12 protein-coding genes are annotated in these 13,954 nt (G+C 64.9%); 6 read left to right on the top strand and 6 right to left on the bottom strand.

Features of this window, described 5'->3' with window-relative positions; genetic code table 11:
* Positions 1 to 4: 4 nt before the first annotated feature.
* On the top strand, positions 5 to 2,263 hold the full coding sequence (parC, locus tag L6D75_RS10565) for a DNA topoisomerase IV subunit A (RefSeq protein WP_176516113.1): 2,259 nt from the start codon (positions 5 to 7) through the stop codon (positions 2,261 to 2,263).
* A gap of 174 nt (positions 2,264 to 2,437) precedes the next feature.
* Positions 2,438 to 3,148, top strand: a complete 711-nt coding sequence (locus L6D75_RS10560; RefSeq protein ID WP_176516111.1) for a PqiC family protein — start codon at positions 2,438 to 2,440, stop codon at positions 3,146 to 3,148.
* 204 nt (positions 3,149 to 3,352) lie between these two features.
* Here the strand turns inward: L6D75_RS10560 and L6D75_RS10555 are convergent, their stop codons facing one another.
* Positions 3,353 to 4,825 carry an AhpA/YtjB family protein gene (locus L6D75_RS10555; protein WP_176516109.1) on the bottom strand — a complete coding sequence of 491 codons (1,473 nt, stop codon included), beginning with the start codon at positions 4,823 to 4,825 and terminating at the stop codon, positions 3,353 to 3,355.
* A gap of 135 nt (positions 4,826 to 4,960) precedes the next feature.
* Here L6D75_RS10555 and serB point away from each other — a divergent pair, with 135 nt between their 5' ends.
* A complete protein-coding gene (gene serB / locus L6D75_RS10550; protein ID WP_176516107.1) occupies positions 4,961 to 6,175 on the top strand; it encodes a phosphoserine phosphatase SerB in 1,215 nt (404 codons plus the stop codon).
* A gap of 124 nt (positions 6,176 to 6,299) precedes the next feature.
* Here the strand turns inward: serB and asd are convergent, their stop codons facing one another.
* From asd to L6D75_RS10535, 3 genes are read right to left on the bottom strand one after another with little or no spacing between them, the layout of a single operon-like run.
* Positions 6,300 to 7,163: an archaetidylserine decarboxylase gene (asd, locus tag L6D75_RS10545; RefSeq protein ID WP_176516105.1), complete on the bottom strand. Its 864-nt coding sequence runs from the start codon at positions 7,161 to 7,163 to the stop codon at positions 6,300 to 6,302.
* A gap of 9 nt (positions 7,164 to 7,172) precedes the next feature.
* Entirely contained in the window at positions 7,173 to 7,982 is an 810-nt protein-coding gene (locus tag L6D75_RS10540) for a rhodanese-like domain-containing protein (RefSeq protein ID WP_176516103.1), read from the bottom strand.
* 45 nt (positions 7,983 to 8,027) lie between these two features.
* On the bottom strand, positions 8,028 to 9,563 hold the full coding sequence (locus L6D75_RS10535; protein WP_176516101.1) for an HDOD domain-containing protein: 1,536 nt from the start codon (positions 9,561 to 9,563) through the stop codon (positions 8,028 to 8,030).
* A 130-nt stretch (positions 9,564 to 9,693) separates the two neighbouring features.
* Between L6D75_RS10535 and motA the strand changes: the two genes are divergently transcribed.
* Together motA and motB are read left to right on the top strand one after the other, a co-directional pair.
* Entirely contained in the window at positions 9,694 to 10,545 is an 852-nt protein-coding gene (gene motA, locus L6D75_RS10530) for a flagellar motor stator protein MotA (protein WP_176516099.1), read from the top strand.
* Between the two features lie 3 nt (positions 10,546 to 10,548).
* On the top strand, positions 10,549 to 11,571 hold the full coding sequence (gene motB, locus L6D75_RS10525) for a flagellar motor protein MotB (RefSeq protein WP_176516097.1): 1,023 nt from the start codon (positions 10,549 to 10,551) through the stop codon (positions 11,569 to 11,571).
* Positions 11,572 to 11,606: 35 nt separating this feature from the next.
* Here the strand turns inward: motB and L6D75_RS10520 are convergent, their stop codons facing one another.
* Positions 11,607 to 12,086: a molecular chaperone Tir gene (locus L6D75_RS10520; RefSeq protein ID WP_176516095.1), complete on the bottom strand. Its 480-nt coding sequence runs from the start codon at positions 12,084 to 12,086 to the stop codon at positions 11,607 to 11,609.
* Between the two features lie 113 nt (positions 12,087 to 12,199).
* On the bottom strand, positions 12,200 to 13,231 hold the full coding sequence (gene rsgA / locus L6D75_RS10515; protein WP_176516093.1) for a small ribosomal subunit biogenesis GTPase RsgA: 1,032 nt from the start codon (positions 13,229 to 13,231) through the stop codon (positions 12,200 to 12,202).
* 139 nt (positions 13,232 to 13,370) lie between these two features.
* On the opposite strand from rsgA, the gene orn reads away from it, so the two are divergent.
* On the top strand, positions 13,371 to 13,913 hold the full coding sequence (orn, locus tag L6D75_RS10510) for an oligoribonuclease (RefSeq protein ID WP_176516091.1): 543 nt from the start codon (positions 13,371 to 13,373) through the stop codon (positions 13,911 to 13,913).
* Positions 13,914 to 13,954: the final 41 nt, after the last annotated feature.

The following is a 13,954-nucleotide window of genomic DNA, read 5'->3' as shown; positions in this document are numbered from 1 at the left end:
CCGCATGAGCGACTCACTGGAACTCAGCCTCGACGGCGTCGAACGCCGTTCGCTGGCTGACTTCACCGAACAGGCCTACCTCAACTACTCCATGTACGTGATCATGGACCGGGCCCTGCCGCATATCGGCGATGGCCTGAAGCCTGTGCAGCGACGCATCGTCTATGCCATGAGCGAGTTGGGGCTCGATGCCGATGCCAAGCACAAGAAATCGGCGCGTACCGTCGGCGACGTGCTCGGCAAGTTCCACCCCCACGGCGATTCGGCCTGCTACGAGGCCATGGTGCTGATGGCGCAGCCGTTCAGCTACCGCTACACGCTGGTCGATGGCCAGGGTAACTGGGGGGCGCCGGACGATCCGAAGTCGTTCGCCGCCATGCGTTATACCGAGGCGCGGCTGTCGCGCTATTCCGAAGTGCTGCTCAGCGAGCTGGGCCAGGGCACCGCGGACTGGGTGCCGAACTTCGACGGCACCCTGCAGGAGCCGGCGGTGTTGCCGGCGCGGCTGCCGAACATCCTGCTCAACGGCACCACCGGCATTGCCGTGGGCATGGCCACCGACGTTCCGCCGCACAACCTGCGCGAAGTGGCCAGCGCCTGCGTGCGCCTGCTCGACGAGCCCAAGGCCACCCTCGAGCAGCTGTGCGAGCATATCCAGGGCCCCGACTACCCGACCGAAGCCGAAATCATCACCCCGCGTGCCGAGATCCTGAAGATCTACGAAAGCGGCCGTGGCTCGATCCGCATGCGTGCGGTGTACCGCGTCGAGGACGGCGACATCGTCGTCACCGCGCTGCCGCATCAGGTCTCCGGCGCCAAGGTGCTGGAGCAGATCGCCGCGCAGATGCAGGCCAAGAAGCTGCCGATGGTCGCCGACCTGCGTGACGAGTCGGACCACGAGAACCCCTGCCGTATCGTCATCATCCCGCGCTCCAACCGGGTGGATGCGGCCGAGCTGATGCAGCACCTGTTCGCCACCACCGACCTGGAAAGCAGCTATCGGGTCAACGTCAACATCATCGGCCTCGATGGCCGGCCGCAGCTGAAGAATTTGCGCGCCTTGCTGCTGGAGTGGCTGGAGTTCCGCATCGGCACCGTTCGTCGCCGGCTGCAGCACCGCCTGGACAAGGTCGAGAAGCGCCTGCACCTGTTGGAAGGCTTGCTCACCGCGTTCCTCAACCTGGATGAAGTGATCCATATCATCCGCACCGAGGAGCACCCCAAGCAGGCGCTGATCGCCCGTTTCGAGCTGTCCGAGATCCAGGCCGAATACATCCTCGAGACCCGTCTGCGTCAGCTGGCGCGCCTGGAAGAGATGAAGATCCGTGGCGAGCAGGACGAGCTGCTCAAGGAGCAGGCCAAACTGCAGGCCCTGCTGGGCAGCGACGCCAAGCTGCGCAAGCTGGTGCGCAGCGAGCTGATCAAGGATGCCGAAACCTACGGCGATGCGCGCCGTTCGCCGATCGTCGAGCGCGCCGAAGCCAAGGCGCTGTCCGAAAACGAGCTGATGCCGACTGAGCCTGTCACCGTGGTGCTGTCGGAGAAGGGCTGGGTGCGTTGCGCCAAGGGCCACGACATCGATGCCACCGGCCTTTCCTACAAGGCGGGCGATGGCTTCAAGGCCGCCGCCGCTGGCCGTTCCAACCAATTTGCCGTGCTCATCGACTCCACCGGGCGCAGTTACTCGCTGCCAGCCCATAGCCTGCCTTCGGCGCGGGGCCAGGGCGAGCCGCTGACCGGCCGGCTGACGCCGCCGCCGGGCGCGACTTTCGAATGCGTGCTGTTGCCTGAAGACGATGCCCTGTATGTGGTGGCGTCCGACGCCGGTTACGGCTTCGTGGTCAAGGGTGAGGACCTGCAGGCCAAGAACAAGGCCGGCAAGGGCCTGATCAGCCTGCCCAACGGCTCCAAGGTGATGAGCCCGCGCCCGGTGGCCAACCGTGAGCAGGACTGGCTGGCGGCAGTGACCACCGAAGGCCGCCTGCTGGTGTTCAAGGTGGCCGACCTGCCGCAGCTGGGCAAAGGCAAGGGCAACAAGATCATTGGCGTGCCAGGTGATCGAGTGGCCAGTCGTGAAGAATATGTCACCGACCTGGCCGTGATTGCCGAGGGTGCGACCCTTGTTTTGCAAGCCGGCAAGCGTACCCTGTCACTGAAGCCCGACGACCTCGAGCATTACAAGGGCGAACGCGGCCGGCGTGGTAGCAAGCTGCCACGCGGCTTCCAGCGCGTCGATGGGTTGCAGGTAGAAGGCCCGGCCTGACCCGATGAGTGGTCTGGAACGGCATTTTCAGCGCCGTTCCAGGCGGAAATGCTGGAGTCGGGCCGATATTTCGCGGATGATAGTGCCCTTGCGGTGCCGGCGTGGCCGTGTGCCCGAATGAACGAATATCAGTATCACTGCGGTTTGCCGGGGGCGACCGCTTGGATGGGATGAATGAAATTTCTGCGCCTTCCATTTGCGCTGTTGATGACGGGCTTGCTGGGGCTGAGCGGATGCAGCATGCATCAGCCGGTTGCCCTGTATCAGCTCGACAGCGGTGATCCTGGCCAGCCTTCGCAAAGTGCGGGCATGGCCGTGGTGCTCGGCCCGGTGTCGATTGCCGATTACCTGCAACGTGAAACCTTCCTGCAGCGCCAGGCCGATGGCAGCCTGAGTTCGGCGACCGACGGTCGTTGGGCGGGTAGCCTGTCGGCAGACATCGATCAACTGCTGGTGCGTCAGCTGGCCTGGCGCCTGGACAGCCAGCGCGTGGTGCTGTCGCCGGCCAGCACCGGCTTCTCGCCAGACGTGCAGGTGTTGCTGTCGATCACCCGCCTGGACTCGGGCAAGAACCAGCCGGCGATTCTCGACGCCCAATGGCGTTTGCTCGACCGCCGTGGCCATGTGCGCGACAACCGCATCGTTCACCTCGAGCAGCAGCATGAGGGTACCGAGTCGTCGCAGGTGCAGGCTCAGGGGCAGCTGTTGCAGAAGCTGGCCGAACAGTTGAGCGCGGCGGTCAAGCCGCTGGCCAACCAGCCGGCGATCGCCGAGGAGGCGCCGAAGAAGCCTGCTGCACCGGTGCAGGTGAAGAAGGAGCCGGAGAAGTCGAAGATCCCGATGGCTTCGCCGATCCGTACCGATATGGAAGTCTATCGGTTCTGATACTTGCGCCAGTCACGAAAAAGCCCGCACATGTGCGGGCTTTTTTATTGCCTGGTTTGACGCATGCCCTTGTAGGAGCGGCCTTGTGTCGCGAAAGGGCCGCAAGGCGGCCCCAGGATCTTCGCGGCGCTGCTGATATTGCTGGGGCCGCTTTGCGGCCCTTTCGCGACACAAGGCCGCTCCTACAAACAGCGGCGCTTGGCCTTACGCCCTGCGCTCGTGCATCCGCGCCAGCTGGCGCTCCAGCATCGACGGATAAGGCTCCATCAGCCGCTCCACGCAGCAGGCGCCCTCAGGGCTGGCAATCGGCCGAATGCGGGCACGTTGGCGAATCAGTGCGTCATCGCTGATCGGCCGCTCCACCAGCAGCAGGTTACGGCTGTGCTGGGACAGCGCCAGGGCGTCCTGGGCCTTTTCCTCCAGCAGCAGGTCGACCTGCTCCAGCCCCTGCAGGTCGTCGCCCAGGGTCAGGCCAAGCTGCAGTTGCAGGGTGATGCCACTGTCGGCTACCTCGATCTGCAGGGCGTGCCCCAGGGCGCGCAGCAGCTCGCCGCAGCAAATGGCATTGGTCAGGTAGTCCTCGCCGCAGTCGCTGCTGTGGAACAGCACCAGGGTGCTGCCGTCATTGAGCGTGAAGGTTTCACCTTCGTACAGCGACGCCGCCTGTTCCAGGCAGTCGCGGTAGCGCTCCAGCAGTTCGGTCAGGCGTGTGCGCGGCAGGCGGCGCAGTTGCTCCTGGGAGCCGAGCTGCACCGCCAGCACTGCGGTGTACTGCGGTTCGTCGGACTTGACCACGGCCGGCTTGGGTGCGGGCTCTTCGTCCAGCAGCCCGGCAAAGGCCTCGTCGTCGTCGTCTTCGTCGACGTCGGCCGTGACCTTGGCGCGTGGCGCAGCTTTGGGCGCCGGCGCGGGCGCAGCCTCGTGCAGGTCGTCGAACTCGTCTTCCGGTTCTTCTTCAGGCGCAGGCTCCGGCTCCGGCGGTGGCGGCGGAGCCAGGCGGGCGTGCAGCTGGCGGGCGATATCGCCGATCTCATCCTGGCGGTCGATCGCCGGGGTGTAGGGGTGCGGGTCGCGCAGCCATACACGCAGCTGCAGCAGCGGCAGGGTGATGTGGCGGCCTTGGCGCAGGCTCAGGCTCAGCGCCAGGGCCAGCAGGATCGCGGCCAGGATGCCCATGCTCTGCAGGCTGATCAGCATCGGTTGCTGGAACTGGTTCATGTCCAGGCTGATGCGCAACTGCCCGGCGGTCACGTCCTGGAAGGTGATCTTGGTCTGGTACAGGCCTTGCGTCTCGCCCAGCAGGCTGTTGCGCGGGCGCTGGCCGGCCTCGGCGAGGATGCGGTTGTCGACGCTGTAGATCGCCGCATGGGCCACCAAGGGGTTCTTCACCAGGTTACCCAGCAGCACGTTGAGGCTGAGGATGTCGTTGGACACCAGCAGCTCGGTCGCCGAGGTGGCGGTCTGGGTGGTCAGGCTCTGGCCAAGGGCGTCGGCCTGTTCGTGCATGGCCTGCTTGAACTGCAGGCCCATCACGCAGGCATAGATCACCAACGCCAGCGCCACCAGGAAAATGTTGGTGCTGGCGATGCGCAGTGCCAGTGGAACGCGACGTTGGCGCAGGGCTCGGAAGATCATGAGGAAGAAGTTGTCTGGTTTGACGGGCGTGGGCCGGTTCACAGAGCGCGGCTCTTAGTGGCGGAAAAGTGTTGCGCAGTATAGCGACCCGTGTTTTGTCGGCAAAGTATCGATGGCGCCCGATGGTCACGGAAAATCGGTAGAATGCGCATTTTTCATCGAAGTCGGAGCCAGGTTGTGCGCGAAATCGTCCTGATCAACATCACCGGTGAGGACCGTCCCGGTCTCACCGCCGCAATTACCGGCGTCCTGCTCCAGGGCGGTGTGAACATCCTCGACATCGGCCTGGCCGTCATGCACGGCACCTTGTCGTTCGGCATCCTGGTCGATATCCCGGACAACGAAGTGGCCACCAGCCTGCTGCAGAGCGTGCAGTCCAAGGCCCATGAGCTGAACCTGCAGGCCCGCTACACGCCGATTTCCGAGGCCGATTACCAGCACTGGGCCGATGGCCACGGCGAGGCTCGCCACATCGTCACCCTGCTCAGCCGCAAGATCACCCCCGAGCAGCTGCAGCGGGTGAGTGCGGTCATCAGCCAGTACGGCCTGACCATCGAGCGCATCGAGCGCCTGTCTGCCCGCGTTGGCCTCGATGCCGCGAGCGAAAAAGGCAAGGCAGCCGTGGAAATTTCCGTGCGTGGCGTGCCGAGCGATGCCCAGGCCCTGCGCGCCGACTTCTTTGCCTTGTCCGAAGCGCTGAGCATCGACATTGCCTTCCAGAAGGACGACCTGTTCCGCCGCAACCGCCGCCTGGCGGTGTTCGACATGGACTCGACGCTGATCGAGGCCGAGGTCATCGACGAGCTGGCCAAGGCGGCGGGCGTCGGCGAGCAGGTCGCGGCCATCACCGAGCGGGCGATGCGCGGCGAGCTGGATTTTCGCGCCAGCTTCAAGGAGCGCATGGCGCTGCTCAAGGGCCTGGATGTCGGCGTGCTCGACGAGATCGGCGCTTCCCTGCGCCTGACCGAAGGCGCCGAGAACCTGTTCGCCGAACTCAAGCGCCTGGGCTACAAGACCGCGATCCTTTCCGGTGGCTTCACCTACTTCGCCAAGCAGGTGCAGGCGCGCCTGGGCATCGACTACGTGTTCGCCAACGAGCTGGAAGTGGTCGACGGCAAGGTGACCGGCGTGGCCGTGGAGCCGATCGTCGATGCCCAGCGCAAGGCCGAGCTGCTGCAGCAGTTGGCGAGCGAAGAGGGCTTGCAGCTGGAGCAGACGATTGCCGTGGGTGACGGGGCCAACGACCTGCCGATGCTGTCGCTGGCGGGCCTGGGTGTGGCCTTCCGCGCCAAGCCGCTGGTGCGTCAGTCGGCCAAGCAGGCGATTTCGACCCTGGGGCTGGATGGGGTGCTGTATCTGTTGGGGCTGCGCGACCGCGACGCCCGCGTCTGATCTGAAATATTGGGGCCGCTTTGCGGCCCTTTCGCGACACAAGGCCGCTCCTACAGGTGTACGCGATCCCCTGTAGGAGCGGCCTTGTGTCGCGAAAGGGCTGCAAAGCAGCCCCGAGGGCGAATCAACCCTGTGCAGGCACCGCCAGCAGCTCACCCATGCGGGTTGCCGAACCGGCACCCAGGGTTTCGGCCCATTTCACCTGCTCCGGCCCGAACAGCACGATGGCCGTGGAGCCCAGCTTGAAGCGGCCCAGCTCCGCACCTTTTTCCAGGTGGATCGGCGCACGGCTGCCTTCGTCATAGCGGAAGGTCTTCAGCTCACGCTTGGGTGGCGTGACCAAGCCTGCCCAGACCGTCTCGATCGAGGCAACGATCATCGCACCGACCAGCACCACGGCCATCGGCCCGCGCTCGGTATCGAACAGGCACACGACGCGCTCGTTGCGGGCGAACAGTTCAGGGACGTTTTCCGCCGTGGTCTGGTTCACCGAGAACAGGCGGCCCGGCACATAGACCATCTCGCGCAGGGTGCCGGCCAGCGGCATGTGCACGCGGTGGTAGTCCTTGGGCGACAGGTAGATGGTGGCGAACTCGCCGCCCATGAACGGCGCGGCCAGGGCCGGGTCGCCGCCGAGCAGCTCCAGGGCGCTGAAGCTGTGGCCCTTGGCCTGGAAGATGCGGCCGTGCTCGATCGGGCCGAGCTGGCTGACGGCACCGTCGGCCGGGCAGAGGATCGCCCCCGGGGTTTCGTCCAGCGGGCGCGCGCCCGGCTTCAGCGCACGGGTGAAGAAGGCGTTGAAGTGCTCGTAGGCACTCAGGTCTTCGACCAGCGCTTCGCTCATGTTCACCTGGTAGCGCTTGGCGAACCAGGCGGTGAAGGCATTCTTGAACCAGCGTGCGCGGCACTCGGCGACGCAGCCGGCCAACCGCGACAGCAGGTGGTGCGGCAGCAGGTACTGGCTGATGATGAACAAACGGGATTTCATGCAGGTTCCTTAAACTTCTACAGGCGTGTCCGGGTGGTTGCCCCATTCACTCCACGACCCGGCGTAGGCCTTGATGCGCGGGTAACCGAGGGCTTTGGCCACCAGGTAGGTGAAACCGGAGCGGCGGTGTGACTGGCAATGGGTGATCACTTCCTTGTCGGGCGTGATGCCCAGTTGCTGCAGGACTTCGGCGATGTCCTGGCGAATGCGCAGGTGGTCGTTGAGGTCCATGCCGGCGGTCCATTCGAAATTGATGGCGCCGGGGATATGCCCGCCCTTGGCTGCCAAGACCTTCTCGCCACTGAATTCTTGCGGTGCGCGGGCATCCCAGATGACCAGGTCGTCGGCGCCCAGGCGGCTCTGCAGGTATTCGCGGGTGGCGGTCGGCTCGCCATGCACGTGCAGGCGCACAGGCGTGTTGGCCGCAGGCGGCACTTCGGTGACCAGCTTGTCGGCCGGCCAGGCCTGGATGCCGCCGTTGAGGTAGTGATAGGCCCGATGGCCGATCACGTCGAGCAGCCAGATGAAGCGCCCGGCCCAGCCGCCGCCTTCGTCGTCGTAGACCACGTAGACGGCATCGTCGCGATGGCCGAGTTCGCTGAACAGTTTCTCCAGGTCGGCAACGGCCGGCAGCAGGCCGGGCGCAGGCGGCAGGCCCAGCTGGGTGCGCTTGCCCTCGACGAAGCGAGCGCCGGGGATGTGGCCGCTGACATAGCGGTTGGCGCTGCTCAGGTCGACCAGGATCAGTTGCGCTGAGCCCAGGCGCGGCAGCAGATCCTCGGGCTCGATCACCAGGGGCAATCCGGAAAAGTCTGTCATCCACGGTCTCCAGTGTGGAAAGAGGGGGCGATTGTAGCGCAAGGGTCAGGCATTGCGATTGGCAAACACCGCCAGGGCGCGTTCGATGCATTGCGCGGTTTTGCCAAAGGCCTGCACGCTGACGTCGGCCAGCGGTTTGCCGCCCTGGTCGGCCACTGCCAGCATCAGCACCTGGTCATTGACCGCCAGCGAGCGCAGCAGCACGTGTTCGCTGCGAAACAGCGCGCGCAGGGCCGGTGGCAACAGGGCAGAGAACTGGCCGTGGTTTTCTGGCGTCAGGCGCAGTTGCCCGGCCTTGCTGACCAGCTTCTGCAGCAGTTTGTTCTGGGTAAGGGGCAGGGCGATTGCCGCCGCCTCCTTCGGCAGGCCGGCCGCTTGCTGGACGCGCAGCAGGTCGTTGGCTTTGTCCAGGTTGAGCAGCAGGATGCGCTGCATACCGCATGCCTGCAGGGCTTCGCGCGCCTGGGTGGCCAGGTGCACGCCATTGCTGAACGGGCTGGGCTGGGCCAGCAGGCCCTGGCACAGGGTGCGCCAGAGGCCGAGCTGCTCGGCGTTGGGCGGTGGTGGCGCCAGCATGTCGGGGTGCGGGCGGCGTTGCTGCCAGGGCCAGAGCAATGCCTCGGCCGGGTGGAACAGCGCGTGCCGGGCATGGCGCCGGGCACTGGCGGCAGCCTGTTGGTGAACCTGCTGCTGCACGTCTTCCAGCGAGGTTTGCAGGTACAGCGCGGTCAGCAGCTGCCAGCGCAGCAGGTGCGGGTTGTCCCAGCCTACCTGGGCGGCCAGCGCGAGGTTGTTGGCCAGCAGCACGGTGTTGGCGGGCTGGTTGAACCAGCGGCGCAGGCCCGGTGTTTCGTCCAGGCGGTGCTGTTGGCTGAGCAGGTCTTCGTCGCGGGCGATACTCAGCACCTGGGCCAGTTGCTCGCGTTCTTCGAGCAGCAGGCGGTAACCCTGGGTGACCCACTGCGGCAGGCGCCATTGTTCGGCCACGGCTCGGCACAGGGCCATGATGCGCACGCCGAACAGCTCTTCTTCGACCTCGGCGGCCTCTTCGCCCTTGTGGATAACCCGAAGCTCCCAGGTGTCCAGCAGCTTGGGGCAGGTCAGCGCCATGGGCCACAGCGGCGAGAGGAACAGCAGGCTGCCCCAGTGGATTTCCTGCCACAACCGCGCCAGGCGGCTGGCGAACAGGCCGCTGGCCTGCTGCGCGGCATGCTGGCTGATCATCAGGAACTGGCCCAGCACCGGCGGAACCTCGGCCTCCGGCACTGCCGGCAGGCGGGTGAGCAGCTCGCGGGTGCGCGCCAGGCCCAGGCGGTTGAGGGCGATTTCAAGGCTCTCGGCCGGTTCTGCCTGGCTGGCGTTGGCCGAGTGATTGGCCTCGCGCATCACCGACAGCACCAGGGCCGGGCTGTCCTGCATCAGTTCGGCGATGTCGCGCAAGGAGCGGCGGCTATCGTTGATGGCGCTCATGACCCGGTCGTAACTCTGCTTCGGCACCGGTACACGCACACCGTCGAGCAGTTTTACCCAGGCCTCTAGGGTACGCGGATTCTGAGTGGACACCTTGGATTCCATTGGCATTTTGACATCAGTCCAAACTGGCTTTTCTCATTATGTGGCTATAGTCTGGCGCAGTTCTGCCGATAAGTAGAAGAAGAGTTTTAAAGCTCCCGTCCCTCACCCTGACCACGACAGCAAGTGCTTTGAACCTATGGCTAAAATTATCGGCATCATCGTCGTATTCGCGAGCGTGCTCGGCGGATATGTGCTCTCCCACGGCAAGATCGCGGCGCTGATCCAGCCGTTCGAAGTGCTGATCATCGGCGGTGCGGCCTTTGGCGCTTTCATGCAGGCCAACCCGGGTTACATGACCATGCATGTAATCAAGAAGTCGATGAAGATGTTCGGCTCGCGCTTCACCCACACCTTCTACCTGGAAGTGCTGGGCCTTATCTACGAGATTCTCAACAAGAGCCGTCGCGAGGGCATGATGGCCATCGAGGGCGACATCGAGGACGCCGCGGCCAGCCCGATCTTCGCCAAGTACCCTGCGGTGCTGGGCGATGAGCGCATGACCGCGTTCATCTGCGACTACCTGCGCATCATGTCCACCGGCAACATGGCGCCCCATGAACTCGAAGGCCTGTTCGACATGGAGCTGCTGAGCATGAAGGAAGAGCTCGAGCACCCGTCGCACGCGGTCTCCGGCATTGCCGACGGCATGCCGGGCTTCGGTATCGTCGCGGCGGTACTGGGTATCGTGGTGACCATGGCGTCGCTGGGTGAGGGCGATCAGAAGTCCATTGGCCTGCACGTGGGTGCGGCGCTGGTGGGTACCTTCTTCGGTATTCTGGCGGCCTACGGCTTCTTCGGCCCGCTGGCCAAGTGCCTGGAGCACGATGCCAAGGAGGAGCTCAACCTCTATGAGTCGATCAAGGCGTCGCTGGTGGCCTCGGCCTCCGGCATGCCGCCTTCGCTGGCCGTGGAGTTCGGGCGCAAGGTGCTGTACCCCAAGCATCGCCCAAGCTTCGCCGAGCTGGAACAAGCGGTTCGCGGTCGCTGATCCATGGAAAACAATCAGCCGATAATCATCAAGCGCGTCAAGCGCTATGGTGGCGGGCACCACGGGGGTGCCTGGAAGATCGCCTTCGCCGACTTCGCCACGGCGATGATGGCGTTCTTCCTGGTGCTGTGGCTGCTGTCCACCGCCACGCCGGAACAGAAGATCGCCATCGCCGGCTACTTCAAGGACCCGATCGGCTTCTCCGAGAGTGGTACGCCCTACGTCATCGACCTGGGCGGATCGCCCCAGCTGGCGCCGGAAAAGACCATCAACCCGGAAGAAAAGTCCGAGCCTACGCCTGATACCAGCATCCAGCTGGACAAGGACCAGGTCGAGACCATGGCCGAGCAGGTGGAGCGCGAGCGCCTGGAGCTGTTGCTGCAGGAGTTGCAGAACAAGGTCGAAGAGAACCCGCAGCTGCAGAAGTTCAAGGACCAGATCCTGTTCGAGATCACTCAGGACGGCCTGCGCATCCAGATCATGGATGCCGAGAACCGGCCGATGTTCGACATTGGCAGCGCGCGCCTGCAGCCGTACTTCGAAGACATCCTGCTGGCCATGGCCGACACCATCAAGGCGGTGCCGAACAAGATCAGCATCAGTGGCCATACCGATGCCAAGCCTTATTCGGGCAGCGGTGAGTTCGGCAACTGGGAACTGTCGGCCAACCGTGCCAATGCCGCGCGCCGTGCGTTGGTGGCCGGTGGCTACCCGGATGACCAGGTGGCGCGCGTGGTGGGCTACGCCTCGTCGTCGCTGTTCGACCGCAAGGACCCGTTCAACCCGGTCAACCGCCGTATCGACATCATCGTCCTGACCAAGAAAGCCCAGCGCAACATCGAGGGCGAGCAGGGCACGCCAGAGGCGACGCCGCCGGCCCAGGCGCCGGCACCTGCGGGTGCTGCACCGGGCGCTTCGGCGGCGCCGGGTGCCGATGAGGCGCCGATGCAGCCGCGTGAGCTGCGCCAGAAGCTGAACATCTTCGAGGATGGCACCTTGAAGATGGACGAGGCGAAGGACCAGTAAGGCCTGAGGGGCCGCTTTGCAGCCCCTGCCGGCGTTCAAAACCCCCGCCGGATCTTGGCCTTGAGGTCGGCATGGAAGTAGTCCGCATTGTCCCGGTCCGCCCAGCTGCCGCCAGGCGCTGGCAAGGTCAGGGCGCGGGCGAAGGTGCGCTCGTCGTGGTAGGCCCGTACGAACAGGTCGATGTGCGTGCGCTCGCGCATCACCGGCCACTTGCAAAGGTGCGCCGGCAGCGTATCGCCGGTGGGTTGAAAGAAGCTCACCCGGCGCCCGGCCATTACCGCGGCCCCGAGCAGCCAGGCGGTCCACCACTCTTCGCTGAACGCTTCTGGCAGCAGGCCGATCCAGTGGGTCGCATCACTCATGTGCTGGCAGAAACTGCCATACAGGTCTTCGCTGGTCTGCCCGTCGAAGTCGAACAGGACCAGTTGTGCGGGGATGCCTTCGAGCAGCAGGCGCTCGTTGAGAATGAAGGCGTCAAGCCGCTCTTCGTGGCGGTAGCTGATGAACACCGGCATCGCGGTTGCCCTCCCTGATAGAAGCCATGACCATCAGGGAAAGCAGCGGTGGGAGCAATAGATGACGCTAAATCCGGAATCGTCCTACTTTCTGCGGTAAAAAATCCTACAGATCAGTAGGCGTCTTCCGGCAGGCTGGCAATGATCGAGCGGTAGCTGTTCATCCGTTGCGGCTTGATGCGGCCGTCTTCCAGTGCCTTGAGCAGCGCACAACCGGGCTCGCGGTCATGTTTGCAGTCGCGGAAGCGGCAGGTGCCGAACAGGTCGCGGAATTCGATGAAGCCATCTTCCACATCGCTGCGGCTGACGTGGCCGAGGCCGAACTCGCGAATGCCCGGCGAGTCGATCAGGTCACCGCCATTGGGGAAGTGATACAGGCGCGCGGTAGTGGTGGTGTGGGTGCCCTGGCCGGACCATTCGGAAAGGTCGCCCACGCGGGTGCCGGCATCCGGCAGCAGGCTGTTGACCAGCGATGACTTGCCCACGCCCGACTGGCCGACGAACACGCTGATGTGCCCGTCCAGCATCTGCTGCAGGCGTTGCATGCCATCGCCCTGGTGCGCCGACACTTCCAGCAGCGGGTAGCCCAGCTCGCGGTAGACCTCGAGCAACGCGTGCAGGCCGGGGCCGTTGTGCTCGTCGATCAGGTCGGCCTTGTTCAGCAGCAGCAGCGGGCGGATACCGGCGTGCTCGGCGGCCACCAGGTAGCGGTCGATCAGGTTCGGGTGCGGCTCGGGGGCCGGGGCGAAGACGATCACGATCAAGTCGACGTTGGCCGCCACCGGCTTGAGCTGGCCGTGGTTGTTCGGCCGGCACAGCTCGGTGCTGCGCGGCATCTGCGCGACGATCACGCCAATGCCCTGGTTGCCCGCACGCCATACCACGCGGTCGCCGGTGACCAGCGCTGGCAGGTTGGCCCGCAGGTGGCAACGGAACACCTGGCCGGCAGCTTCGCCGTCCTGGGCCTCGACCTCGACCTGTACACCGAAGTGGGCGATCACCAGGCCGAGTTGTTCAGGTCCAAGGTCACCCCCCTCCAGCTCCTGCAGCGCATGCTGTTCGCGTTTGGCGGCGCGTGCGGCGCGTTCGTTCTGGATTTTTTCGATGCGCCAGTTCTGGCGGCGATTGAGCTGGCGTTTGGCCATGAAGGTTCCGTGGAGGGGCGAATGAAATCGGCGGGCAGTTTAGCACGCCAGGCGCCGGACCATGGCCCCTGGCGTTGCAGTGCGCATGCGCAGGCCATGCCCGCTAGGCTAATATGAGCGCCTATATGAGGAGCCCTGCATGCAGAACCCACAGAACCTGATCTGGATCGACCTGGAAATGACCGGCCTCGATCCGGACAACGACGTCATCATCGAGATGGCCACCATCGTCACCGACAGCGAGCTGAACACCCTGGCCGAAGGCCCGGTGATCGCCATCCACCACAGCGACGAAGTGCTGGCGCGCATGGACGAGTGGAACACCCGCACCCACGGCGCCTCGGGCCTGACCCAGCGCGTGCGCGAAAGCCAGGTCAGCATGGCCGAGGCCGAGGCGCAGACCATCGCCTTCCTCGAGCAGTGGGTGCCCAAGGGCAAGTCGCCGATCTGCGGCAACAGCATCTGCCAGGACCGCCGCTTCCTCTACCGCCACATGCGCGGCCTGGAAAACTACTTCCACTACCGCAACCTCGACGTCTCCACCGTCAAGGAGCTGGCTGCACGCTGGGCGCCGGAGGTGCGTGACAGCTTCAAGAAGGGCAGCACCCACCTGGCGCTGGACGATATCCGCGAGTCGATCGCCGAGCTGCGCCACTATCGCCAGCACTTCATCAAGGTGTGAGCCGAAGGGCGCAGATAATCTATCGGCGCCCTCTTTTGGTG

Source organism: Pseudomonas faucium, assembly GCF_021602585.1.
In the GTDB taxonomy this organism is placed as follows: Bacteria; Pseudomonadota; Gammaproteobacteria; order Pseudomonadales; family Pseudomonadaceae; genus Aquipseudomonas; species Aquipseudomonas faucium.
Note: the sequence above shows the minus strand (reverse complement) of the source record. Positions and strands in the feature narration are given on the sequence as shown.